Source organism: Pseudomonas sp. SWRI111 (assembly GCF_014268555.1).
In the GTDB taxonomy this organism is placed as follows: domain Bacteria; phylum Pseudomonadota; class Gammaproteobacteria; order Pseudomonadales; family Pseudomonadaceae; genus Aquipseudomonas; species Aquipseudomonas hamedanensis.
The window spans coordinates 52,438-76,216 of sequence record NZ_JABWQQ010000012.1 but is presented as its reverse complement, the minus strand read 5'-3'; the positions used below and the strand labels follow the sequence as shown (position 1 = coordinate 76,216).

Here is a 23,779-nt window from a genome sequence, read left to right as displayed (position 1 = left end):
ATCGACTCAGGGCACCAGTGCGACGCACAGGGTGCGATTGCGCAGGCCGCTGATCGGGCGCGTATAGGGGAAGTAATAGGATTCCTCGATCTTGAACCCTGCCTCGATCAGCGCATCGCGCAGGTAATCCCTGGAGATGAACCAGAAACCGTCGACCTTATCGTGGGCCGCGAACAACGCATCGGGATCGCGGGGCGAGTCGTTGGAAAACACCAGGGTCGTGCCGGATTCCAGGTTCAGTTCCTTGAGCTTGTCGAAGGTCGGCTTGAGCTTCAGCTCGGGGTGGAACAAATGGCCGAGCAAGCCGTCGGCATAGACCGATTTGACGCCGGCGAGGGCGCCGGGCTCCAGCTTGAAGAAGTCGGCGGTGTAGGCATCGACGCCTTTTTTCCGGCTCAGGGCCACCGCTTCATCGTTGAAGTCGATAGCCAGTACGCGGCGTTTGGCTTCCACCAGATCACCCTCGACAAAACCATTACCGCAGCCAATGGAGAAAATCGTCGCGCCTTCCTGGGTGAGGGACTTGAGCTTGAGTCCAAGATGCGAACGATATTCCGGGCTGTAGGTGGACGGCGTGATGGAATCGTTGAACGCGCCACCCTGTTCCCAGATCTCGTAGATGGTGGCATTGCTGTCGCCAAACTGGCGGGAGGTGCCGTAGTAATCTTCAACCTGTTTGAGGTCCTGCATCGGCTTCGTCATCTCTGTCTCTCCTTGTCTAGAGGCGGGCTTGCGCGCAGGTTGCGTCGCAGTCCGTGGGTACACGCACAGGCTCTTGCACGTATTCGATGGACTGCGCGGGCGCGTTGGCCAGCGCAGTGAGCAGTGGCTGCAACGGCTGCAGCCGTGCCGGTCCGTAAAACTGGTAGAAGGCAACAGCCGCCTGCGGATCGCCCGCAAGCAGGGCGTCGGCGAGCACTCGGGCCAGCGAACGCAAGCCGGCGAGCAAGGCGCCGTGATCGACCCGCAATTGCACGGGTTGCTCTCCCCCATGCTGCAGCGTCAGGGCGCCCAGCTGGACGAAATAAGACAGTTGCAGGTACATCCCGTCGCAGTCGGGGAAAAGCCCGAGCCCGCGGTTCAGGTAACGCAGGCACTCACCCAGGTAATATTCGAGCACCTGCTCGAGCGGGATCTGCAGCGCGGGCGCCCACACCTGGGCAAGGATCAGGATGCCGAAGACATCCGCCGCGACTTCCTGCAGCACCACCGAGGCCCAGCGATTGGCGCTGTTCAGGGGCGCGTAGGCGGTTTCCTGACGATGGACGAAATGGCCGAGTTCATGACTGAGCACGCCCAGAGTCGGGATGCGGCGCAGAGGTTCGGCCGTCACGTCATAGTGCGCGCCGGTCGAGAGGAACTGTCGGGCCAGCGGCGCCGCCAGGTACTCGACCATCGCTGCGTGGGTGTTGGCAAAGTAATAGGTTTTCTTGAATGGCGAGCGTTTGACGCCTTCGTCTTCCGGGAGGAAGTAGGCGACGTGCTTGGGATGAAGGTTGCCCTCGCCGGCCATGAAGAACAGATCGGTGGCGGCGAAGGCGGGCAGCTCACCCAGCCGCAAGTGGGTGTGCAGACTCTTGAGATACGCCGGCACTTGATCCACCAGCGCCATGGCCAGCTCCACGTCCCGCTGCCGGGCCTGGTTGAGCTGGCACCCAAAGGCGCTTGGCAAGCCTCCCGTTTGCTTGCCATACCAGGTTGCCAACTGCCCGGCGACCAGCGCGACCTCTTCTTGCAGGCCGGCCAGGGTCTTGAGTATTTCGTCGTCATAGCCGTGCTCAATGGCCTTGGCCCTGAGCAGCAGGGCTTGGCGATCCTGTGGCCGCTGCAGATTGTCACCCAGTGCGCGCAAAGCCTGAGCCACGGCCCGCGGATCGCTGAAACGGGTCCGTTCTGGCACTCCGTGCAGCTTGGCGTCGCGCCATTGTTCATCAATCGCGGTCTTGAGCGCGTCCAGACGTTCTTGCCAGGCATCGCCCAGGCAAGGATTGGCCGGCGTCAGGTCGAGCAGCGTCAGGTTATAACTGTCAGCCGGGGGCCAGAAGGCGTGGCGATAACCACGGTAAGTAGTGGCCTTGGCAAGGTTTGCCGAATAATCAAACCGATTCACGCTCATAATTCCCTCTACGTGCTGAAGTACGGCAGCGCACACTTCGCCAACAGCCAGGCGCGGGTATGCACGGATATTTAAATAGGCAGAATTACGGACCTGCGATTAATACTGGCGACGACGCCATTGATGGCGATCGAAATACGCAGATTAAGTCGGCAGGGCCTTGGCTGATTGGCTGACGGCAGCCACGCTGGCACTAACGCCCAAACACAATCAAGTCGGGGCGGCGCAGCATTAATGACGGATAGATGATGTGCAGATGAATATCCATATACATTCCTTTACTCACATTCCATGTGAAGGTGTGGCACACAGGGCACCACGCTGCTTGCCGTGGAGCATAACAGCGATTTTTTTTTGACGACAAGTAGGGCAACTAAAAAAATTCAACGGATCGCACAAGGTTTTGCAATGTTTGACCTAAAACTCTTTGAAGATTATCGAGTTACACGCCTGATAATATTTTCTTCGGTATGTTTTGATATCCCGGTCTGCACTGTGTTACGCGCATCCGTTGTATAAGCCGACATTGTTTGTACAAGTTAGCGCCCTGTTTTAGTGCGTTTCGAAGGTGGCGTATTTCGGTGTGTGCCATGTTGGTGCGCGACAGGAAAATTGTTTTTTTGCGCAAATGCCTTTAAGTAATAACTTCCTTTGATTTGGTTATTTAGACTTTCCAAAAAGACACTTGTCATGAACGTATGGCTTGAAGTAGTTTGTGCCCGACTGAACAAATAGATTAAAAAAGAGACGATCTATTTCGGTCTGTATGCCACCAGCATTGATCTACATGGAAACGGTCGCGCCAATAAAGGCGTTGCCGGTAGGTAATTCGACAAGGAGCGTTATATGAGCGGCATGGCCGGTTGGGTCGACCTGCGTCACGGTGTTGGGCAACAAGTGAACCTGCCTCGTTCAAAGGTCGCCAGGATTGTCTCGCAAATGATCGCGGCAATGGCCGGGCGCGGTCCTGACGGGCAAGCGGTATGGCTCGGTCCGGAGCTTGCACTGGGACATTGCCGCACAGTGACTTCACGCTACGACTTCGATGAGCAGCCGTGGATCGGCGAGATTCGCGGCGCCACCGTCGCCATCATGTACACCGGGCAGATCTACAACGCCGGACAATTGCAGCAGCAACTCGCCGGCCTCGGCCCGGAACCGGACCGCTGGTCCTACGCCGAGATCATTCGCCGCGCCTATGCGCAATGGGGCCCCGGCTTCGTCGAGCGCCTCGAAGGCATGTTCGCCATTGCCCTTTGGGACAGCCAGAAACGCGAACTGTTGCTGGCCCGTGACCGTCTCGGCCTGCAACCGCTTTATTACACCGTGACCGACGGCGGAATCCTTTTCGCCAGCGTGCCCGCGGCCATTGCGGCTCATCCTCAATTTACCGCCCGACTGGACACAAGTGCGTTGGCAATTGTGCTGCAGCCGCGCATGGCACTGCCCGGCGAAACCCCGTTGCAAGGTTTGCACGAATTGCCACCGGCCAGTGTGTTGAGCTTCAGCGAACGCGGCCAGGCACTCGTGCGCTATTGGCAGCTCGAAAGTACCGCGCATACGGACGACTTCGAACAAACCGCAGGCCGTGTCCGCGAGCTGTTGGAGGGAGTAGTGGCGCGTCAGTACGAGCCGTCAGTGCCCTGCGCGGCGATGCTGTCCGGCGGCATCGACTCCACGTCGGTCGCCGCGTTGGTGATGAAGCAATTGGCGACTCGAGGCACAGGCTCGGCACTCGATACCTTTTGCCTGAAATTCGACTCCGACGAAGATGCCTTCACCTCAACCGAGCTGCGGCCGGACATCGACGCACCCTTCGCTGCGCTGGCCGCTGAGTACATGGGCACCCGCCATACCACGCTCAGCGCGACCATGCAGGATTTGCTCAATGTCATTCCGGCGACGCGCACGGCCCGTGGATTACCCGGCTGGGGCCAGTTCGATGCCTCGATGTACCTGCTGTTCGAACGCATGCGTGGCAATTGCTCGGTGGCCTTGACCGGTGAGGCCGCCGACGAGATCTTCGGCGGCTACCCCTACTATTTCAAACCGCAGTTACTGGCCCGTGCGCAGTTCCCCTGGCTGGGTGATGGGCCAAAGCTGGCCGACTATCTGTCGCCTGCCCTGATCACCGCGCAACGGGTTGCAGAGGACGAGCGTGCCCGCTACGACTACTGGCTGAGCCAGGTGCCGCGTCTTGCCGGCGAAACCGGAGAAGCGGCGCGCATGCGCGAAGTGTTGTTCCTCGGCATGTCCGGGCCGTTGTCGGTGATCCTTGATCGCAAGGAGCGCATGAGCATGTCCCAGGGCCTGGAAGTGCGGGTGCCATTCTGCGACCCGCAATTGATCCAGTATGTGTGGAACGTGCCGTGGGAAATGAAATCCCGGGGGGGCGTCAAGGGGCTGCTCAAGGCCGCGATGCACGACATCCTGCCGCCGACGACCTTGTCTCGCAAGAAAAGCGCCTACCCGCACATTCAGGATACCGAGTACGACCGGGTGCTGATCAGCGAAGCGCGCTGGATCGCGACGGATCCGAAATCACCGATTGCGTGGATGTTCGACACCCCGCGCCTGAGCGCACTGATCGAACAGATTGCCGCCAATCAGCTCAACGCGTCGATGCTGCCGGGCGGGGCCAGCCCGGCGCACCTGTTGATCCAGTTGGTGGAGATGCACCGCTGGATCGTCGACAACCGGGTCGCGGTGTAAGACACAGTCAGCACGGAAGTCTGACCTTATGCAAATCAAGGAGGCGGCATGCTTGAACTCGTTCCCATTACCGATTCGATCGGCACCGAAGTGCGCGGCATCGATGTCAATGCCAGGCTCAGTGACGACACCATCGAAGCGCTCTATAACGCCTGGATCAGCAGCACCATCCTGTTGTTTCGCGGGCAGTCGATGAGCCCTGACCAGCAGCTGGAATTCAGTCGCAATTTCGGCGAGCTGGTGAGCTATACCCGCTCGCAGTTCAGCGAAAAGACCCAGCCGGAAATCCTCATCCTGTCGAACATTACCAAGGACGGAAAGCTGATCGGTTCGCCCGTCAGCGGTCGGGTCTGGCACACCGACGGTCACTATCTGGAGGTGCCGCCGGCGGGGTCGATGCTGCACGCGCTGGAAATCCCGCCGGAGGGTGGCGACACCTGGTTCGCCAATATGTTTGCCGCGTACGAGGCATTGCCCGAGGCGGTCAAGCAGCGCATCGAACATCTCAAGGTGGTCATCAGTCGGACCCAGTCGCGGCCCTACAATTATCCCGACCGCCCGGCGCCGTCGGCGCAGGAACTGGCCGAATGGGTCGATGTGGCGCAACCGCTGGTGCGTCGCCATGAGGTCAGTGGGCGCAAGGCGCTGTACGCCGGCGGCAATGTGCCGTGGCGTATCGAAGGCCTGCCGCTTGAGGAAAGTGCGCCACTGGTCACGTTCCTCCAGGAGTTTTCGGTGCAGCCGCAATTTACCTACCGGCACCGCTGGACGCCGGGCGACATCATCCTATGGGACAACCGCAGCGCCATGCACAAAGCCACGGTGTACGACGACAAATACCGTCGTCTGCTGCATCGCACCACCATCGGCGCGCGTACCGCCGAGTCTCGGGACAGGAATCGCCAGGCATGAGCGAGTATGACTACATCATTGTCGGCGCGGGTGCCGCTGGCTGCGTGCTGGCGGCGCGCCTGAGCGAGAATCCGAATGTCCAGGTGCTGCTGCTCGAAGCCGGCGCCGAACGCCGCAGCCCTTTGTTATCGATACCCGTCGGCGAAGTCCTGCTGATGGGCAATCCCAAGTATGACTGGTGCTTCGAGACGCGGCCGGACCCGACGCTGGGCGGGCGCACCCTGCAGATTCCGCGTGGGCGTCTGCTGGGCGGCTCGAACCTGATCAACGGCATGATTTTCGTCCGCGGCCAGCGTGAGGATTATGACGAGTGGGCCAGCCAGGGGAATGCCGGCTGGACCTGGGACGAGGTGTTGCCGTATTTCAAACGCCTGGAGACCAGTGTCGACGTGCCCGGCGCGGCACGCGGCCAGGACGGACCGATCCACGTGGCGCTGCCCCGCGAGCGCGACGAACTGTGCGACGCCTTTCTTGCCGCCGCCGGCCAGGCCGGCCATCCGCGTAATCCCGACTATAACAGCGGCGAGCAGGAAGGCTTCGGCTATTACCAGGTCAACCATGACCAGGGGCGACGCTCCTCGGCTTATGGTCGCTATCTGTTGCCGGCGCGCCAGCGTGCAAACCTGACAATCATCACCGAGGCACCTGTGCAGAAACTGCGCCTGGAAGGCAAACGTTGCGTTGGCGTCGATTACCTCGCCGGCACGCTGCAGTCCGCAAGGGCGCGGCGTGAAGTGATCCTCAGTGCCGGAGTGGTCCAGTCGCCACAACTGCTGGAATTGTCAGGAATTGGCGCACCCGCCGTGCTTGAAAAAGCCGGCGTCGCCGTGCAGCACGTGTTGCCCGGCGTCGGTGAGAATTTCCGCGATCACTTCGCCTCCCGGTTGAAGTGGCGCATTCGCCAGAAGATCACTTTCAACGAACGCACGCGTGGCTTCGCCTTGTTCAAGGAAGTCCTGCATTACCTGACCCGCCGTCGCGGCGTGCTGAGCCTGCCGATTGCTCTCGGACATGGCTTCGTCAAATCCCGCGAGCAAGAGCCGCGGCCTGATTTGCAGTTCCATTTTGCCCCGGCCAGTTATGGCCCTGGCTCCAGTCGTCGACTCGATACCTTGCCCGGAATGACGGTGGGGTTGTACCCGTTGCGCCCCGAATCCACCGGCAGCATCCACATCCATTGCAGCGACCCGGCGGTGGCGCCGGTCATCGAGTCGCGCTTCCTTGAACATCCAGAGGATCAGCGACGGATGATTGCCGGCATGCGCATCATCCGCGAGATTGCTGCGCAACCGGCATTGCAGGTTTACTGCGACCACGAGTTGTCGCCGGGAATCGAGGTCGAGTCAGACGAAGAGCTGCTGGCGTATGCCCGCACCCTGGGCGACACCTCCTACCATCCGGTCGGCACCTGCCGCATGGGCAATGATGAACTGGCCGTGGTCGATCACCGCCTGCGCGTGCGTGGCCTCGACGGTCTGCGGGTGATCGACGCATCGATCATGCCGACAATGGTCTCGGGCAACACCAACGCCGCGTCGCTGATGATCGCCGAGAAAGGCGCGGACATGGTGTTGCAGGATTACGCGTCGTCGGCAACCTCCGGGCAGGCGCTGTTCAGCATCGACGAAGGCGATCCCGAGGAGCAGCAGGTCGCCGCGCTGCTACAACGTTCGGAAGATTACGCGCGCTCGCTGTACCCGGCCGAAAGTGTGCACATGCTCGACGTGGCGCAGCTCAAGGCGCCGGGCGTCAGCTTCGTCGTCGCCCGCGAGTTGCACAGCGGCCAGGTGCTCGGCTGCGGCGCGGTGGTGAGCATCGGTGACGGCGAGGCCGAGCTCAAGCGCATGTTCGTTGCCGACAATGCCCGTCGTCGTGGCGTCGGTGTGCGCTTGCTCAAGCGCCTGGAGCAGTTGGCCCGGCGCAACGGTGCCAGAACGCTGCTGCTGGAAACCGGCGTCAGTCAGCCTGAAGCCATTTCGCTGTACCGCCGTGCGGGGTTTCGCGACCGTGGCCCTTTCGCCGATTACCGCGAAGATCCGCTCAGTGTATTCATGGAGAAAGCCGTCAATGAACAAGCCTGAAGCAAGCCTGGCCGGCATCGCCACACCGGTCAGCCGCTGGGTCGGGCGGGCGGGCATTCTCTACGTGGCAGCGTTTCTGGTGCTGGCCAACGCGAACGCGGTGTTCTCCGGCAACCTGTTGCAGCAGTTGCATCCGTTCACGTTCCTGTTCTGGAGCTTCGTCATCACCAGCGGCTTTTTCCTGACGCGGCTGTTGCTCAGCTCCGGTACGCGTGGGCTGGCAATCGATGCCAACTCCGCCGGCCCGCTGACCGTGCTGAACTTCACCAGTGCCTTGAACTGGATCGGCTATTTCTATGCCTTGCGCTATATCGAGCCGGCCATCGTCAGCGCAATCATGGGCGGGCTCGGCCCGGTGAGCACAATCCTGCTGGAGCGGGTGGTGCGGCGACGGCAGCTGCCGCTGTACACCTACGCGGTGGCGGCGGGCATCCTGTCCGGTACGGCACTGTTGGCCTGGGCATCACTGGTGGGGCTGGCGGGGATTCGCCCGATCAACGTCAGTGACACCCTGATCGGCCTCGCCGCGGCGGCGGCAGGTGGTGCATCCCAGGCGCTCAACACCATCGCCACCAAGCAACTGGGCGAACGCAGCTGGACCGCCACACGAATCATGGCCCACCGTTTCTATCTGCTGATCTTCGTTGCGGCGGTACTGGCCTACAGCGGTCCGGGCTTTGCGATTGCCTCCAGCACGCAAATCGGCGGTCTGGCGATTGCGACCCTGCTCGGGGTGATCATTCCGTTGTGGTTGCTGCAGCGCGGCATCCTGCTTTCAGAACCCTTTACCGTGGCAGCACTGCTCGCGTGGGCGCCACTGCTGACTTACGTCTTTCAGGTATTCGATGCGCGAATCCAGTGGTCGATGACCTCTGCGTTGGGCTGTTCCGTGATCGCGCTGGTCACGGTGTTCGGCACATGGATGAAATTCAAGGGAGACAGAAAATGACACAAGCCAAGGAAAAGATTCTTGTGGTGGTCGATGGTTATTCGTCAGGTTCACAACTGCCGACGCTGATGGCCGAGTCCGGCTGGAAATGCGTGCACGTGAGCAGTTCGGCCAATCCGCCGGAGTACTACCTGCGCACTTACCACAAAGATGAATACCTCGCGCACTTCGAGTATCAGGGGGACATCCAGGCGCTGGCCCGCGCCGTTGAAGCCTGGCAGCCGGCGGCGGTATTGCCCGGGACCGAAAGCGGGGTGATTGTCGCCGACCTGCTGGCCGCTGCGCTGCAACTGCCGGGCAACGATCCGTCGACCAGCCTGGCCCGCCGTGACAAATACACCATGCACGAGCGCCTCAAGGCTGTCGGCCTGCGCAGCATGGATCATTTGCGCGCCGTTGACCGCGATGCCATGAGCGCCTGGGCCGAGCGCGGCACCTGGCCAGTGGTGATCAAGCCACTGGCCAGCGCGGGCACCGACTCGGTGACGTTCTGTGGCGATCAACGAGAACTGCTCGAGAGCTTCGACAAGCTGTTCGGCACCGTCAATCAACTGGGTGAACGCAACGATGCTGTTCTGGCACAGCGCCTGTTGGTCGGCCCGGAGTATTTCATCAATGGCGTCAGCGGCCATGGCAAGCATCTGATCACTGAGATCTGGCGCGCTGACAAGCTGCCGGCACCGGACGGCGGTTGGATCTATGACCGCGCCGTGCTGTTCGATCCGACATCGCCCGAAATGCGCGAAATCGTCGAGTATGTCCATGGTGTGCTGGACGCCTTGGGCATCCGCTACGGCGCCAACCACACCGAGCTGATCGTGACCGCCGAGGGCCCTACGCTGATCGAGTGCGCCTCGCGTTTGTCCGGCGGGCTGAATCGTCCGGCGGCCAACTACGCGGTCGGCGCCAGCCAGCTCGATCTGGTGGGCAAGCTTGTCAGGGAAGGGGAGTCGGCCATCGACGAAATTCTCAAGACCTGGCAACCCCATCGTTCTCCACTGTGGCAGGTGCAGTTCATCTCCAATCAGGAAGGCGTAGTCGCACGCTCTTTTTACGATGAGTTGCTCAAGACGCTCAAGAGCAAGGCCTGGCTTCAGCGTGCGCCGAAAGAAGGCGACACGGTGGTAAAGACGATCGACCTGTTTTCCAGTCCCGGCATCGTGTTCATGAGTCATGCCGACAGCAATGTGCTGCATGACGACTACAGGACCGTCCGGGAATGGGAGCGCACCTCGCGCCTGTTCACCGTCCAGTAGCCTGGCAAAGGTGACCGCGCACCGGGCCCGCTGACAGGCCCGGTACGCAATGCATCCAAGCCCCTCCGCGCGCGCAGGGTCGCGCGTCTACGTCTGGAACTCATCGCATGAAGCCAACGGATTCACCGCGGCAGCAGCGCAGGATGCTGCTGGCCGTAGGGATAGGCACGACCCTGGAATGGTTTGACTTCACCTTGTTCGCGATCTTCTCTCTGCACATCGCCAAGACGTTCTTTCCGGCCCAGGATCAACTGATGTCGCTGCTGGCCACGTTTGTCACGCTCGCGGTGGGCTTCGTGGCGCGACCGCTGGGGGCGTTTCTCATCGGTCGCTATGCCGATCGTCACGGGCGCAAGAAAGCGCTGATTCTGACGATGAACATGATGGCCGCCGGGACCGTGCTGATTGCCCTGTGTCCCGGCTACAGCGTGCTGGGCTATGGCGCCACGGTGCTGCTGGTGGTGGCGCGGGTCGTTCAGGGCTTGGCGGCGGGGGGCGAAATCGGTAGTGCGCTGGCCTACCTGTGCGAATCTGCGCCGGTTTCGCGTCGGGGCTTTTTTACCTCCTTCCAGCAAGTCGCGCAGGCCGGTTCGTTTTTGCTCTGCGGCTTGTTCGCGAGCATCCTGGCGACGCTGCTGACCGCTGAACAGCTCGGCAGTTGGGGCTGGCGTATTCCGTTTGTCCTCGGTGTGCTCATCTATTTTGTCGGTGTCTATGTGCGCCGGACCATCGACGAGAGCCATGCGTTCCAGGCCCATGCCCGCGAGGGTGTCGAGGTGCCTGCCCGGGAGATCCTGCGGCACTGGCGCAGCCTGGTCCTGGGCATCGGCTTTGTCGCCTTGTGGACGGTGTGCACCCAACTGATCAACTTCATGCCGGCCTACGCCCAGGCCATGCTCAACCTGGATGCCGGGAAAGCCTATTACGGCATCACGCTGGTCGGTTTCATTACCTTGCTCAGCCCGTTGGGCGGCTGGCTATCGGATCGCTGGGGGCGCTACAACGTCATGCTGCTCGGCGCGTTGGGCGTATTGGTGTTGGCGTACCCGGCATTCCTCGCACTCAAGCACAATCCGCAGGACAGTGGCTTGATGCTGCTGCAAGCCGGGCTGGCCGTGTTGATGGTGTTGTACGCCGGGCCGGCGTCGGCAGCGCTGGCCGAATTATTCCCGGTGGCGGTGCGCTCGACGGGGATCAGCGTGGCCTACGCCAGTTCCGTGGTGCTGTTCGGCAGTTTCACGCCAACCCTGGTGACGTTGCTCTACCGCTATACCGGTGACCCGATGATGGCGGCGTACTACTTGCTGGCAGCAGCACTGGTGAGTTTTCTGGCTTTGATGACGGCGCGCCAGTTACAGGTGTCGGCGGCTCGCCAACGCGTAACGGGCTCGCGGCTGGAGCTTGGGGAATAGGTTCTGCCCGCGCATCGATGAATCCATTGCTTCGCCTGAATAAGAGCGATTACTATTCACGCCCCTTCCCTCAGCTTGCCGCTCATACCCCATGCGCTCCCGCAGATCCGGCTTTTTCGAGCATTACGAAGAGTTGATCGGCACCTGGACTCGCCGCCTGCGCAATCGCGCGCAGGCCGAGGACCTGGCGCACGACACCTTTGTGCGGGTGCTTGAGTCGGATTCGGCGGCGGTGCAACAACCTCGGGCGTATCTGCACCAGACCGCGCGCAATATTGCGGTTGACGGTTATCGGCGGGAGGATCGACGTGGCGCCATGGCATCGGGCGTGGTGGATGAAAATGCGTCGTCAGCGGGCGACCCGGAGCATTACATGCACGCGATCCAGCTGGCCGATTCCATTGAGCGCGCGCTCAGCGAGCTGCCGCTCAACTGCCGGAAGATTTTTGTCTGGCAGAAGATCGAGGGCCTGACGCAGGCGGAAATCGCCGAACGCCTGGGGCTGTCCAAGAACATGGTCGAAAAGTATATGATCCGCACCCTGCGGCATCTGCGCGAGCGTCTCGACGGGTTGCAGTCATGAACGCTCGGACCTTTTCATCTTCAGCCGGACAGGACATTCCATGATGGAGACGGGTGATTGCGCCTGTGGGCAAACGAAGGTACGCGACGAGGCAGCGAGCTGGTTCGTGCGATTGCAGGAGCCGGCGGTCAGCGCCGAAGAACAGCAACGCTTCGACGCCTGGCTGAATGAGCACCCGCAACACCGCGAAGAATTCCAGTTGTTACAGGGCCTGTGGACGGCGGCGGATCTGCTGCCGGCCTCACGCCTCAACGCGCTTGCCGAAACCCCGCCACCCCGCCGCCAGCGGCGACCGCTGCTGCGTTATGCCGTCGCTGCGAGTGTGGTGGCCGTTGCGCTGGGGCTTGGCCTGTTCAGTGGTTTGCATGATCCGGGCGGTTACCGCGCCGAGTTCGCCACGGCACTGGGCGAGCGCAAACACGTGGCATTGCCGGATGGCTCGGTGATCGACTTGAACAGCCGCAGCCGGGTGCAGGTGCGTTACGAGCACAATCGTCGGCTTATCGAGTTGAGCGAAGGCGAGGCGATGTTCAGCGTCGAGCATGACAGCGCCCGTCCGTTTGTCGTCGAGGCCGGCAGTGGCAAGGTCACGGTCACCGGCACGCGCTTCGATGTGCGCCGCGATCCTGCGCAAACCCGCGTGGCGGTGGAGCAGGGCACGGTGAAAGTGCAGGGGCGCAATGCCCCGGACGGAGCGTTCATCAGTCTGACCGCCGGCTTGGGCACCTACGTCGACGGCCAAGGCAAAGTCGCTGCAGCCTATGCGGTCAACCCGGCAGAACTGACGGCATGGCGCAACGGCAAACTGGTGTTCAACAACGCCAGCCTCAGCGAAGTGGCCGCCGAAGTGTCGCGTTATCGCGAAAAGCCGCTGACGGTCGCCAACCCGAACGTGGCCAGCCTGCGCCTGACCAGTGTGTTCAGATCCGACGACACCGACGCCTTGCTCAAAGCCTTGCCGAGCATCCTGCCAGTGGCCGTTCGGACTCTCGCTGATGGCAGCCAGGAAATAATTTCAAAATAGCATTCAGGTTTTTTTCGAGTTCATCGTCTTCCTGTTCAACTGCAACTGGTTTGCATTAACAGCCGCACACTCTTGCGATCCACAGGACTCCGTACGACGTGAAAAACACCACAAACCACAATAAAAAATCTCCCTGGTTGCCGCTCGCCCTCGCGCTGGCGGTCAATGCTGCGATGCCGCTGGCCGTTGGCGCCGAGGCCATCCATATCCGCGCCCAGCCGCTGGGCCAGGCGCTCAGCGAACTCGGTCAGCAGACGTCGCTGCAAGTGTTTTTCAGCCCGGAGCTGGTGGCCGGCAAGCAGGCCCCGGCGGTCGAGGGAAATATCTCGCCGGAGCAGGCGCTGCGGCAGTTGTTGCAGGGCAGCGGCCTCGATTATCAGATCAACGAAGGCTCGGTGACGCTCGCCCCTGCAGCGCCGTCCGCCGCCAGCAATGGCCCGCTGGAACTGGGCGTGACCGACATCAAGGTCGTCGGTGACTGGCTCGGTGACGCCAACGCCGCCGTGGTGCAGAACCACCCTGGCGCCCGTACCGTGATTCGCCGCGAAGCGATGGTCGAACAAGGCGCGATGAACGTCAGTGACGTGCTCAAGCGTGTACCCGGCGTGCAGGTGCAGGATTCCAACGGCACCGGTGGCAGTGATATTTCCCTCAACGTCGGCGTGCGCGGCCTGACCTCGCGACTGTCGCCGCGCTCCACCGTGCTGATCGACGGCGTACCGGCCGCGTTTGCCCCGTACGGCCAGCCGCAGCTGTCGATGGCGCCGATTTCCTCGGGCAACCTCGACAGCATCGATGTCGTGCGCGGCGCCGGCTCGGTGCGTTACGGGCCGCAAAACGTCGGGGGCGTGATCAACTTCGTGACCCGCGCGATTCCGGAAAAAACCACCGGTGAAATCGGCACGACTCTGGAGACCACCCAGTACGGCGGCTGGAAGCACATCGACACCGCGTTCCTCGGCGGCACGGCCGACAACGGCATGGGCGTGGCGTTGCTGTATTCGGGCGTCAACGGTCACGGCTATCGCGAGCGCAATAACGGCAACGACATCGACGACGTGCTGCTCAAGACCCACTGGGCACCGACCGATCAGGACGACTTCAGCCTCAACTTTCACTACTACGACGCCAGCGCCGACATGCCCGGCGGTCTGACGCAGAAGCAGTACGACGACAAACCGTATGAATCGGTACGCGACTATGACCAGTTCACGGGTCGGCGCAAAGACGTGTCGTTCAAGTGGATTCGGCAGATCGACGAGCGCACCCAGGCAGAGATCCTCACCTATTACACCGACAGCTTCCGTGGCAGCACCATCGCTGCGCGCGATCAGAAAACCCTCAGCTCGTACCCGCGTTCGTATTACACCCTGGGCATCGAACCTCGGGTATCGCGGGTGTTCGATGTCGGCCCGACCACTCAAGAAGTCAGCGTTGGTTATCGTTATCTGAAAGAGGCGATGCACGAAGAATCGAGCCGTCTGGCGCTGGTCAACAATCAGCCGGTGGTCAGGCCGACGTCCGACGGTCATGTGTTCCAGGACCGCACCGGCGGCACCGAGGCCAACTCGGTGTATGTCGACAACAAGATCGACGTCGGCCAGTGGACGATCACCCCGGGTATCCGCTTCGAACACATCAGCACCGACTGGCATGACCGCGCCGTACTCGACACCGCCGGGCGGCCGGTGCCGGAGAAAAACCGCAGCATCGAAAGCAACGAACCGCTGCCGGCACTGAGCGTGATGTACCACCTGTCCGATGCCTGGAAACTGTTCGCCAACTACGAAACTTCGTTTGGCAGCCTGCAGTATTTCCAGCTCGGCCAGGGCGGTTCGGGCGACAGCACCGCCAACGGTCTGCAGCCGGAGAAGGCCAAGACCTACGAAATCGGTACGCGCTATAACGATGACGTCTGGGGCGGGGAAGTGACGCTGTTCTACATCGACTTCGATGACGAGCTGCAATACATCAGTAACGATGTCGGCTGGACCAACCTCGGCGCGACCAAGCACCAGGGCCTCGAAGCATCGGTGCATTACGACATGGCCGCGCTCGATCCGCGCCTCGATGGCCTGACCGCCAACGCCGGATTCACCTACACCCGCGCCACCTATGAAGGCGAGATTCCCGGCTTCAAGGGCCGCGATCTGCCGTTCTACTCGCGGCAGGTGGCGACCGTGGGCCTGCGTTACGACATCAACCGCTGGACCTACAACATTGATGGTTTTGCCCAATCGAAACAGCGCTCACCCGGCACTGGCGTGAACGCCGACGGCAGCTTCAACGGCAATTACATCACCGAAGGCACGGCGGACGGGCAGTACGGTGACATTCCAGGCTACGTGACCTGGAACGTGCGCGGCGGCTATGACTTCGGCGCGCAGCTGTCGAATCTCAAGCTCGGCGCGGGAGTAAAGAACATCTTCGACAAGCAGTACTTCACCCGCTCCAGTGACAACAACTCGGGGATGTATGTCGGTGCGCCGCGCACGTTCTTTGTGCAGGCCAGCGTCGGTTTCTGATAAACCACGGCGCCTTCTTCGCGAGCAGGCTCGCTCCCACATGGATCACTGAGACCCTGTGGGAGCGAGCCTGCTCGCGAAGCTTTTTAGACTTTAAGGACTTTGCCGCCAATCGCGACAGCCACCAGCAACACCGCCATCAGCCCAAAGGCAAAACTCAGGCTGCTGGCATGGGCGACAAACCCGATCACCGCCGGCCCCGCCAGAATCCCTGCATACCCCAGTGTGGTAATCGCCGGCACTGCGATGCTTTCCGGCATCACCGTCTGCTTGCCCACCGCCGTGTACAGCACCGGCACGATGTTCGAACAGCCGGCACCGACCAGCGCGTAGCCGACCAGCGCCGCTTGCCAGCTCGGCGCGAACGTCGCCAGAAACAATCCCGCCGCTGCCAGCAGGCCGCCAAACAGAATGATCCGCGTAGCACCGAGCTTGCGCACGATGCGATCACCGAGCAGACGCCCGACCGTCATGGTCAAGGCAAACGCTGCGTAACCCAATCCCGCATACGCCGTGTCGATCCCGCGCTCCTGTGCCAGAAACACCGCGCTCCAGTCCAGCGCCGCGCCTTCGGTGAGGAAAACGATAAAGCACATGCCGCCGATAAACAGCACGATGCCGTGGGGAATGGCGAAGGCCGGGCCGGAGCTTTCGCTGCCGTAGGGCAACATGTGCGGCACGCACTTGAGCAGGGCGCCGATCAGCAATACGACCACCACCAGCATCGCCGCAAGCGGTGTCAGGCCGAGGCCGAGCAGGGCGCTGACGCCGGCCGCGCCGACGATTCCACCCAGGCTGAACAGCCCATGAAAACCCGACATCATGTGCTTGCCACTGGCGCGCTCGACGATGACCGCTTGCAGGTTCACCGTCGAATCCACCGTGCCCAGGCCTGCGCCAAACATGAACAGCGTGGCGATCAGCGCCGGAATCGACGACACCGTCGCCAGCAAGGGCAGCGCGGCGCAGATCAGCAACGTGCCGCCGGTGGCCACGCGCCGGCAACCGAAGCGCGTGGCAAGAATCCCCGCCAGCGGCATCGCCAGAATCGAACCGACGCCCAGGCACAGCAGCAATAACCCCAGCGTGCCTTCATCCAGCCCGGCGCGTGCCTTGGCGTACGGCACCAGCGGCGCCCACGCGGCGATGCCGAGACCGGCGATGAAGAAGGCGATGCGCGTGGACATCTGTTGCAGGCGTCCGGGGACAAAAGTGTCTTGGGGGTTGAGGCTGGTCATATCGATCCTTGGCAAAAAAACAACGGCATCCCGAGTGACATTCTGACCGCGTCGAGGTTCGATCGCAGTCTGTTCGAGGGCGTGCAGCCGACATCGTAACCTGTAGGAGTGAGCCTGCTCGCGATGGCGGTATTCCAGTCGATATTTTATAAACCTGACACGCAGCCATCGCGAGCAGGCTCACTCCTACAGGAGATTGCGGTTTACAGTGGGATTTTCGCCAGCATGAAAGACGGGAATAGGGCATGACGAGGTTCTACGACGCACGCGGCAATATCTACGCAGTGGTTTCTCCCGAAGCCTTGCGCCAGGCCGGCATTGATCTGCCGGCCAGCGCTGCCCAGTGCGCCTCGTCTCGGCAGAAATGGAGCGCAGCAGCAATCGCCCTGTGCTGCCGCTGGCCCGCTGGCCAACGCCCGACGAACAGCAAACCTCACCGCAGCGATGGCCTGCTGATCGGCCCGTTCCAGACATCGGCGCCATTCGATGTGCTGATCGTCAACACCGACGGCTCCCTCGCCGAGCGCAGTGGCAACGGCTTGACGATTTTCTCTCAGGCGTTGGCCGAGCAGGGGGTGATGCCGGGGGAAGGCGCAGTATTGCGCGTTCACCATGACAAAGGCACAGCAGTGGAAACCTCGGTGAGACCGGCTGAGGTCGAACGCGTGCGCGGATTTTGGCTTGATCTCGGCCAGCCCGGATTCGGGCCGGAGGCGGCGGGTGCGCAGGCGGTCGAGAGCATTCAGTTCAATAGTCGGAACGTCAGCCATGTCCAGCCCTTGGCACAACTCGATCCCGACTGGACGCACAGTCAATTCGTACGCATCGGCAATCCTCACTGCGTAACGCTGCTCAGCGATGTGGGCGCTTTGCCGAGCAACGAGCAGATGCTTGCATCACCTCTGAACGACAGGCTGACCGAGATTGCCTATGCCGTGCCCACCGGTGCCGGTAATCCCTGCCTGGCGGGTGTCAATCTGCAATGGGCCGCGCTGGCGTCGCCGCAGAAAATCCTCGCCCGGGTATTCGAGCGCGGCGAAGGACCGACCGCGTCATCCGGCACCAGCGCCAGTGCGGTGGCGTGTGCGGCGTGGCGGGTTGGCTGGGTCGAGACGGGGGAAGTGCAAGTGATCATGCCCGGTGGCACCGCACCGATTTTGCTGGAGGTTTCGGAAGGGGAGTTGCTGCGCGTCAGATTGTTCGGCACGGCGCGGCTGATGGGTTGAATCGTCCACCATCGATCCAAATGTAGGAGTGAGCCTGCTCGCGATGGCGGTGTGTCAGCCACATTACTGTTGACTGATAGAACGCTATCGCGAGCAGGCTCACTCCTACACGGGGCTTTGTGGTGTACGCAATATTGCGTTCGACTCAGCTCAAGCCGCCACTGAACTCCACCACCGGCATCTGCCGCTTCATCAGCACCTTGCCGTGACGAATCGAATACAGCGGCAAGCCCTGGCTGCGGATCACTTCGTAATCGCTGTCCGCCGAGAGAATCAGCAGATTTGCCGGGCGGCCCTGTTCCAGTCCATAACGTTCGCCCAGGTGCATGGCCTTGGCGCTGTTGTCGGTGACCAGATCGAGCGCACTTTGCAGGTTGCGATAACCGAGCATGTGGCAAATGTGCAGGCCGGCTTCGAGTACGCGCAGGATGTTGCCGTTGCCCAGCGGATACCATGGGTCAACGATTGAATCCTGGCCGAAACACACGTTCATGCCGGCCTCCAGCAACTCGTTGACGCGGGTGACGCCCCGGCGTTTCGGGAAGTTGTCAAAGCGCCCCTGCAAGTGAATGCTCTCGGTCGGGCAGGAGACAAAACTGATTCCGGAGTGGCCGAGCAGGCGGAACAGTTTGGCGCAGTAGGCGTTGTCGTAAGAGCCCATTGCCGTGGTGTGGCTGGCGGTGACGCGCGCGCCCATGTCGCGGCTGCGCGCTTCTTCGGCGAGCACTTCGAGAAAGCGCGAATGCGGGTCGTCGGTCTCGTCGCAGTGCACGTCGACCAGGCATCCGGTGCGCTCGGCCAGGTCCATGAGAAACTTCACCGAGCTGACGCCCTGATCGCGGGTGTACTCGAAATGCGGAATGCCGCCGACCACGTCGGCGCCCATGCGGATCGCTTCCTCCATCAGCTCGCGACCGTTGCGGAACGACTCGATGCCTTCCTGCGGGAACGCGACGATTTGCAGGTCGATCAGGTGACGGCTTTCCTCGCGCACTTCGAGCATGGCCTTGAGTGCGGTCAGCTGCGGGTCGGTGACGTCGACGTGAGTGCGCACATGCTGAATGCCGTGGGCAGCCAGCGCCTGAATGGTCTTCTTGGCGCGCGTCTTGGTGTCTTCCTCGGTGATGGTGACCTTGCGTTCACCCCAGCACTCGATGCCTTCGAACAGCGTGCCGCTCATGTTCCAGCGCGGCTCGCCGGCAGTCAGGGTGGCGTCGAGGTGGATGTGCGGTTCGACGAAGGGTGGCACCACCAGGTTGCCGCCGGCGTCGAGGTCATTCGGGCCGAGGGTGGGCGCTTCGGTCTGGCGGGCGATGCTGTGAATCAGGCCGTCTTGCAGGTGCAATTCGTGCAGGCCTTCCTGGTTGCGCAGTCGGGCGTTGATGATGTGCATCAGGCGAATCCTTTTTATAAGTCTTGTAGTGGTGCGCTGACGCGACGGGCGCCGAGCATACCGGTGACGATGACATACGTTAGCGCGGCAGCGGCAATCCCTACCAGCGGCGCGACCCACGGCGAACTGAACGCAGCGACAGTGCCCACGCCGTAGGCCGCCAGCCCCGGCCAGTTGAACGCGGGCAACCGTGCGTCGGCCAGACGCGGATAGTGCCCGCGCCAGCGATAGAAGAAGTCGGCCATGATCACCCCGCCAATCGGCGGAATCACCGTGCCGAGCAGAATCAGATACGGCACCAGCATGTCGTACATGCCCAGCAGCGCGAGCAGGGTGCCGATCACCGCGCCGCCGAGGGTCACGGTCTTGCGCCGACCGGTACGCAGCAGGTTGCAGCCGGCGACGGCGAAGTTGTAGATGGTGTTGTCCTGAGTGCTCCAGATGTTCAGCAACAGCATAGCCATTGCCGCCATGGCGAAACCCTGCAACAGCAGCACTTCAACCACGTCCGGTTGCTGATAAACGACCGCGCCGTACGCGCCGATCAGCACCATCAAGCCGTTGCCGATGAAAAAGCCGATCAGGCTGGCCAGCACCGCCACCCGCGCCGAACGCGAGAAGCGTGTCCAGTTGGTCGCTTGCGTCGCACCGCTGACGAAGGTGCCGAACACCAGGGTGATCGCGGTCGACCAATCCAGCGAACCCGTTGGCACCACGCTGAGCAAGCCTTCGAAGCCGCCGACTTTTACCGTCGCCACCCACATCGACAGCATCAGCAGCAACATCATCGCGGGCACCGCGATGTACGACAGAATCTCCAGCCCGCGATAACCGATGTAGGCGGTGGCACAGAAGCCCAGACCGAACAGGACCATCAGGCCCAGCACCGTGGCTTCATTCAAATCAAAGTATTTGCCGATGACCACGGCAGCCGTTGCCGTGCCCCAGGCGTACCAGCCGATCTGGGTGAAACCGAGGATCAGGTCGCTGAGCTTGCTGCCGACTTCGCCAAAGCAAAAGCGCCCCATCAGCACCGAGTTGAGGCCACTCTTGAACGCGATGTAACCCAGGCCCGCGGCGTACAGGCCGAGCAGCAGGTTGCCGACGATGATCACCGCCATCATCTCGGCAAAACCGAAGGCGACCCCGAGCTTGCCGCCGGCAAACATGGTCGCGGTGAAAAACGTGAAGCCCAGTAACACCATCGCCGTCGAGGCCAGGCCTTTGCGTGCGTGCATCGGGACTTCGCTGAGGGGGTAATCGTTGCCGGGGGCGTTCTGCGTCATGGGGAGTCCTTGCTGGAAGGGAGAAGACGCGGGAGGGTTGCAGCGGTCGTGCCAAACAACGGCAATGCGCGGTATGGATAGAAAAGGCTGTGATCCTCGGCGCGAAATGGTGCACCTGACTTCACCGAAGCCCAATGTGGGAGCGGGCTTGCTCGCGAAAGCAGTGTGTCAGTCAACAGATGTACTGTTTGAAAGAATGCCTTCGCGAGCAAGCCCGCTCCCACAGGGGGTTGTGTTGGTTTAAAGAAAGCGCAGCAATGCGGCGACGATCGCTTCGGGGGCGTCCTCCTGGACGAGGTGGCCGGCATTCGGGATGGCGTGGAATTGTTGTAAGACGAAAACGGCGTGCCATGCACGAACACCAGCGGCGGGCCGTCGCCGCGCACGGCATAGCGCACCTGATGTCCGTTGAAGTCAAAGACCTGATCCAGCAGCCAGTCCGTCATGGGCCTGTCCTCTTGGCGGGTTTGAGCCAAAAAGCATAGGCGTAAAAAAACAGCCGTGAAGGCTGTTTGTTCGTTGGCTGACACGCCGCCTGTCCCTGTGGGAGCGGGCTTGCTCGCGAAGGCGGTGTGTCAGGAAAAAAATGTCGACTGATGCATTGCCTTCGCGAGCAAGCCCGCTCCCACAAGGTTTTGTATGGGGCTGCGGATCGGCTTATTCCCCGCGATAAATGCAGCCGCTGGTGCAGGTCTCATGAATGCGGATCGCGCTGAGTTCCGGCAGCAGCGGCTTCAGTTCTTTCCAGATGAATTTGGCCAGCACTTCACTGGTCGGGTTTTCCAGACCGGGAATGTCATTGAGGTAGTTGTGGTCGAGACGCTCGTACAGCGGCTTGAAAATCGCCTTGATCTCGGAGAAGTCACGAATCCAGCCAGTGTGCGGATCAAGGTCGCCGCTCAGGTGGATGGCCACCTTGAACGAGTGACCGTGCAGGCGCCCGCACTTGTGGCCGTCCGGGACGTGCGGCAGGCGGTGGGCGGATTCGAAAGTAAATTCCTTGAAGATTTCCACAGTATTTTTAGCTCTGTTCAGATGGCGTTCGCCGCAGCGATTCGGGCAGGCGGCGAGTTTATCAGCTTGTATCTGGCCGTGCTGACTAAAGGGTCAGCAACCGGTCGGCGAGGCGACCGTTGGCTGCCAGTTCGAGAAACTCGTCACCCAGTCGGCGGCTTTCGTCCATTGCCGTATGCCAGTATTTCTGCCGGCTCGGGGCATCGCCCATGAAACGTTTGAAGTCGTTGCGATCCGGCAGTTTGCCGTAGGGCAGGCGCGCCAGATATTCCTTCGACGGCGCGAGCAGCAGCACGTCCTGCAAGCGCTGCACCGAAGCGCGGCGCCACGGCAGGGTCTTGTCGAACCAGCCAGGAATCACCCGGTCGGTGAAGTGCGGATAGAGCACGATGCCGTCGCCGCTGTAGGGCAGGTCGAGGTGATAGTCGAGCAGGCCGCCGTCACGGAACGTGCCCGCGCCAGCGCCGGGCAAGTCACGCACACCTTCCATGACCATCGGAATCGACCCCGACGCCAGCAGGGCCTGACGCAGGTTGCCGGCATTGAGGGTAACGAAGCGCGACGGAAAATCGGTCAACGCATCAAGCGGTGGCGCCAGGCGCGGATCGTGGATGATCAGCCGTTCGAAGTGGCGCGACAGGCGGGCGCGCCCACGCAGGTTGTCGGCGATCACCGAACCCAGGGCCAGACCGAGCCGGCCGCGATGATCCTCGGCCAGCCGCCCCTGGCTTTTCACCACCATGATGTTCAAGCGGTAATGGATGTTTTCGAGGATGCTCGCATCGCGGCCGTCGAGCAGATCGTTGAGCATGCGCTGCGAGCTCTGGCTGATCTCGGCCATGGTCACGCCCTTGTTGAAATGCTGCTCGGCGTAAAGATGACCGAGCCGGCGCAGACCTTCGGCGGCGTCCGGCAGGCAGGCACTGGCGAAGCGCCAGGAGCCGACCGACGCACCAATCAGCGACCGCTCGCGCGGCGCGCTCGGCAGCCATTCGCCGAACAGCGCCAGGTCCAGCCCCTGAATCCCCAACGCCTTCGGCCCGCCGGCGGCGCCGGGCAGGGTGCCGACATCGGCGGCGTTCAAACCTTGGGCACGAATCCGCGCCATGGCCCGCGGGCCGGCCTTGAGGGTGAGGGCTGGGAACTTGATATGGATGGCGGTCATACCGGTCTCGATCGTTAGCAAGCTGGCGATTATAAGCTGATGTTGCAAACCCTTTGTAGGAGTGAGCCTGCTCGCGATAGCGGTGTATCAGCGCCATATGTGTTGGCTGACACTCCGCTATCGCGAGCAGGCTCACTCCTACAGGGTTTTGCTTCAGGCTGTGGATTGGTGGTGTAGAGGGCACAATGATGGCCATTCAGTTTCAGTTAAGTTGCTCCCGCTAAGGTGCTTACCGTAAGCAACATATAAGAATTCGGAGACACCCATGAACACCCTGACTGCCCTGACCACTGCCTCGATCATCGGCTTCACCGCCAATACCGCTCACGCGCGCGATCTCGGACCTGACGAAGCGCTTCGGTTGCGCGACGCTGGTACTATCTTCTCTTTCGAGAAGCTCAACTCCATCGCGCTGGAAAAACACCCCGGTTCGGAAATCACCGAAACCGAGCTGGAGGAGGAGTACGGCAAGTTCATTTACCAGATCGAACTGCGCGACCCGAAAGGGTTGAAGTGGGATCTGGAACTGAACGCCGTCGATGGTGAAGTACTCAGGGACCATCAGGATACGTAATGAAGCTTAATATGCGCGCCACCCGCCTGACGGCGTTGGCGCTGGTGCTGTTTTGTACCACAGCCATGGCCCGCGACCTCGATCAGGACGAGGCGCTGGACCTTCGCCGTCAGGGCGTGATTCTGCCGCTGGAGCAAGTGCTGCAACAGGCCATGGACCGCTACCCCGGCGCCAAACTGCTGGAAGTCGAGCTGGAAGAAAAACACGACGTGTACATTTACGAAGTCGAATTGCTGACGCTCGAAGGCGTGGCCCGCGAACTGCACCTGAAGGCCGATACCGGCGAATTAGTCAAAGACAAGGAAGATTGATC

The 23,779-nt window shown here is 61.6% G+C and carries 19 protein-coding genes and 1 pseudogene; 12 read left to right on the top strand and 8 right to left on the bottom strand.

The genetic code is table 11. The features are described from left to right. Positions 1-6: 6 nt before the first annotated feature. Both HU755_RS15520 and HU755_RS15515 read right to left on the bottom strand, forming a co-directional pair. On the bottom strand, positions 7-702 hold the full coding sequence (locus tag HU755_RS15520) for a bifunctional 2-polyprenyl-6-hydroxyphenol methylase/3-demethylubiquinol 3-O-methyltransferase UbiG (RefSeq protein ID WP_186634138.1): 696 nt from the start codon (positions 700-702) through the stop codon (positions 7-9). 16 nt (positions 703-718) lie between these two features. Then, the gene (locus HU755_RS15515) at positions 719-2,110 is read right to left on the bottom strand and encodes a hypothetical protein (protein ID WP_186634133.1); all 1,392 of its coding nucleotides are present in this window, start codon (positions 2,108-2,110) and stop codon (positions 719-721) included. A gap of 852 nt (positions 2,111-2,962) precedes the next feature. On the opposite strand from HU755_RS15515, the gene asnB reads away from it, so the two are divergent. From asnB to HU755_RS15470, 9 genes are all read left to right on the top strand, one after another. Beyond that, positions 2,963-4,828, top strand: coding sequence for an asparagine synthase (glutamine-hydrolyzing) (asnB, locus tag HU755_RS15510; RefSeq protein WP_186634131.1), 1,866 nt, complete (start codon positions 2,963-2,965; stop codon positions 4,826-4,828). A gap of 48 nt (positions 4,829-4,876) precedes the next feature. Then, positions 4,877-5,740, top strand: a complete 864-nt coding sequence (locus HU755_RS15505; protein ID WP_186634128.1) for a TauD/TfdA family dioxygenase — start codon at positions 4,877-4,879, stop codon at positions 5,738-5,740. Further along, entirely contained in the window at positions 5,737-7,821 is a 2,085-nt protein-coding gene (locus tag HU755_RS15500) for a GNAT family N-acetyltransferase (protein WP_186634125.1), read from the top strand. Before HU755_RS15505 ends, HU755_RS15500 begins: the two co-directional genes overlap by 4 nt. Further along, positions 7,808-8,770: an EamA family transporter gene (locus HU755_RS15495; RefSeq protein WP_186634122.1), complete on the top strand. Its 963-nt coding sequence runs from the start codon at positions 7,808-7,810 to the stop codon at positions 8,768-8,770. Before HU755_RS15500 ends, HU755_RS15495 begins: the two co-directional genes overlap by 14 nt. Further along, positions 8,767-10,026, top strand: coding sequence for an ATP-grasp domain-containing protein (locus tag HU755_RS15490; protein WP_186634119.1), 1,260 nt, complete (start codon positions 8,767-8,769; stop codon positions 10,024-10,026). The genes HU755_RS15495 and HU755_RS15490 overlap by 4 nt, the downstream gene beginning before the upstream one ends. A gap of 143 nt (positions 10,027-10,169) precedes the next feature. Continuing rightward, positions 10,170-11,438 (top strand): MFS transporter, encoded by a 1,269-nt coding sequence (locus tag HU755_RS15485; protein ID WP_238350004.1) that lies wholly within the window; start codon positions 10,170-10,172, stop codon positions 11,436-11,438. 91 nt (positions 11,439-11,529) lie between these two features. Beyond that, a complete protein-coding gene (locus HU755_RS15480; RefSeq protein WP_186634114.1) occupies positions 11,530-12,021 on the top strand; it encodes a sigma-70 family RNA polymerase sigma factor in 492 nt (163 codons plus the stop codon). 40 nt (positions 12,022-12,061) lie between these two features. Beyond that, the gene (locus HU755_RS15475) at positions 12,062-13,045 is read left to right on the top strand and encodes a FecR family protein (protein WP_186634111.1); all 984 of its coding nucleotides are present in this window, start codon (positions 12,062-12,064) and stop codon (positions 13,043-13,045) included. Between the two features lie 98 nt (positions 13,046-13,143). Further along, positions 13,144-15,570, top strand: a complete 2,427-nt coding sequence (locus HU755_RS15470) for a TonB-dependent siderophore receptor (protein ID WP_186634108.1) — start codon at positions 13,144-13,146, stop codon at positions 15,568-15,570. A gap of 86 nt (positions 15,571-15,656) precedes the next feature. Here the strand turns inward: HU755_RS15470 and HU755_RS15465 are convergent, their stop codons facing one another. Further along, entirely contained in the window at positions 15,657-16,808 is a 1,152-nt protein-coding gene (locus HU755_RS15465) for an MFS transporter (protein WP_130909827.1), read from the bottom strand. Positions 16,809-17,053: 245 nt separating this feature from the next. On the opposite strand from HU755_RS15465, the gene HU755_RS15460 reads away from it, so the two are divergent. Beyond that, on the top strand, positions 17,054-18,034 hold the full coding sequence (locus tag HU755_RS15460; RefSeq protein WP_186634105.1) for a diaminopimelate epimerase: 981 nt from the start codon (positions 17,054-17,056) through the stop codon (positions 18,032-18,034). 145 nt (positions 18,035-18,179) lie between these two features. On the opposite strand, the gene codA is transcribed toward HU755_RS15460, so the two are convergent. The 5 genes and pseudogenes from codA to HU755_RS15435 form a co-directional block, all read right to left on the bottom strand. Continuing rightward, positions 18,180-19,427, bottom strand: coding sequence for a cytosine deaminase (gene codA / locus HU755_RS15455; RefSeq protein ID WP_186634103.1), 1,248 nt, complete (start codon positions 19,425-19,427; stop codon positions 18,180-18,182). A 14-nt stretch (positions 19,428-19,441) separates the two neighbouring features. Continuing rightward, positions 19,442-20,713, bottom strand: coding sequence for a cytosine permease (codB, locus tag HU755_RS15450; protein ID WP_186634100.1), 1,272 nt, complete (start codon positions 20,711-20,713; stop codon positions 19,442-19,444). Positions 20,714-21,042: 329 nt separating this feature from the next. Continuing rightward, positions 21,043-21,159, bottom strand: a pseudogene (locus HU755_RS15445) (alpha/beta hydrolase); the annotation flags it as partial. 211 nt (positions 21,160-21,370) lie between these two features. Continuing rightward, the gene (gene queD / locus HU755_RS15440; protein ID WP_123451058.1) at positions 21,371-21,727 is read right to left on the bottom strand and encodes a 6-carboxytetrahydropterin synthase QueD; all 357 of its coding nucleotides are present in this window, start codon (positions 21,725-21,727) and stop codon (positions 21,371-21,373) included. 85 nt (positions 21,728-21,812) lie between these two features. After that, entirely contained in the window at positions 21,813-22,892 is a 1,080-nt protein-coding gene (locus HU755_RS15435; RefSeq protein WP_186634097.1) for a patatin-like phospholipase family protein, read from the bottom strand. Positions 22,893-23,157: 265 nt separating this feature from the next. Between HU755_RS15435 and HU755_RS15430 the strand changes: the two genes are divergently transcribed. Both HU755_RS15430 and HU755_RS15425 read left to right on the top strand, forming a co-directional pair. Then, positions 23,158-23,466: a PepSY domain-containing protein gene (locus HU755_RS15430; protein WP_186634094.1), complete on the top strand. Its 309-nt coding sequence runs from the start codon at positions 23,158-23,160 to the stop codon at positions 23,464-23,466. Further along, a complete protein-coding gene (locus tag HU755_RS15425) occupies positions 23,466-23,777 on the top strand; it encodes a PepSY domain-containing protein (RefSeq protein ID WP_186552605.1) in 312 nt (103 codons plus the stop codon). The genes HU755_RS15430 and HU755_RS15425 overlap by 1 nt, the downstream gene beginning before the upstream one ends. The last annotated feature ends 2 nt before the right edge of the window (positions 23,778-23,779 follow it).

Bases quoted from the DNA above. Each gene is read 5' to 3' on its own strand.
- HU755_RS15435 (WP_186634097.1), bottom strand. From the start codon at position 22,892: ATGACCGCCATCCATATCAAGTTCCCAGCCCTCACCCTCAAGGCCGGC.
- HU755_RS15520 (WP_186634138.1), bottom strand. From the start codon at position 702: ATGACGAAGCCGATGCAGGACCTCAAACAGGTTGAAGATTACTACGGC.
- HU755_RS15505 (WP_186634128.1), top strand. From the start codon at position 4,877: ATGCTTGAACTCGTTCCCATTACCGATTCGATCGGCACCGAAGTGCGC.
- HU755_RS15430 (WP_186634094.1), top strand. From the start codon at position 23,158: ATGAACACCCTGACTGCCCTGACCACTGCCTCGATCATCGGCTTCACC.
- HU755_RS15495 (WP_186634122.1), top strand. From the start codon at position 7,808: ATGAACAAGCCTGAAGCAAGCCTGGCCGGCATCGCCACACCGGTCAGC.
- HU755_RS15460 (WP_186634105.1), top strand. From the start codon at position 17,054: ATGACGAGGTTCTACGACGCACGCGGCAATATCTACGCAGTGGTTTCT.
- HU755_RS15465 (WP_130909827.1), bottom strand. From the start codon at position 16,808: ATGACCAGCCTCAACCCCCAAGACACTTTTGTCCCCGGACGCCTGCAA.
- HU755_RS15480 (WP_186634114.1), top strand. From the start codon at position 11,530: ATGCGCTCCCGCAGATCCGGCTTTTTCGAGCATTACGAAGAGTTGATC.
- HU755_RS15500 (WP_186634125.1), top strand. From the start codon at position 5,737: ATGAGCGAGTATGACTACATCATTGTCGGCGCGGGTGCCGCTGGCTGC.
- asnB (WP_186634131.1), top strand. From the start codon at position 2,963: ATGAGCGGCATGGCCGGTTGGGTCGACCTGCGTCACGGTGTTGGGCAA.
- HU755_RS15490 (WP_186634119.1), top strand. From the start codon at position 8,767: ATGACACAAGCCAAGGAAAAGATTCTTGTGGTGGTCGATGGTTATTCG.
- codB (WP_186634100.1), bottom strand. From the start codon at position 20,713: ATGACGCAGAACGCCCCCGGCAACGATTACCCCCTCAGCGAAGTCCCG.
- HU755_RS15485 (WP_238350004.1), top strand. From the start codon at position 10,170: ATGCTGCTGGCCGTAGGGATAGGCACGACCCTGGAATGGTTTGACTTC.
- HU755_RS15475 (WP_186634111.1), top strand. From the start codon at position 12,062: ATGATGGAGACGGGTGATTGCGCCTGTGGGCAAACGAAGGTACGCGAC.
- HU755_RS15425 (WP_186552605.1), top strand. From the start codon at position 23,466: ATGAAGCTTAATATGCGCGCCACCCGCCTGACGGCGTTGGCGCTGGTG.
- codA (WP_186634103.1), bottom strand. From the start codon at position 19,427: ATGCACATCATCAACGCCCGACTGCGCAACCAGGAAGGCCTGCACGAA.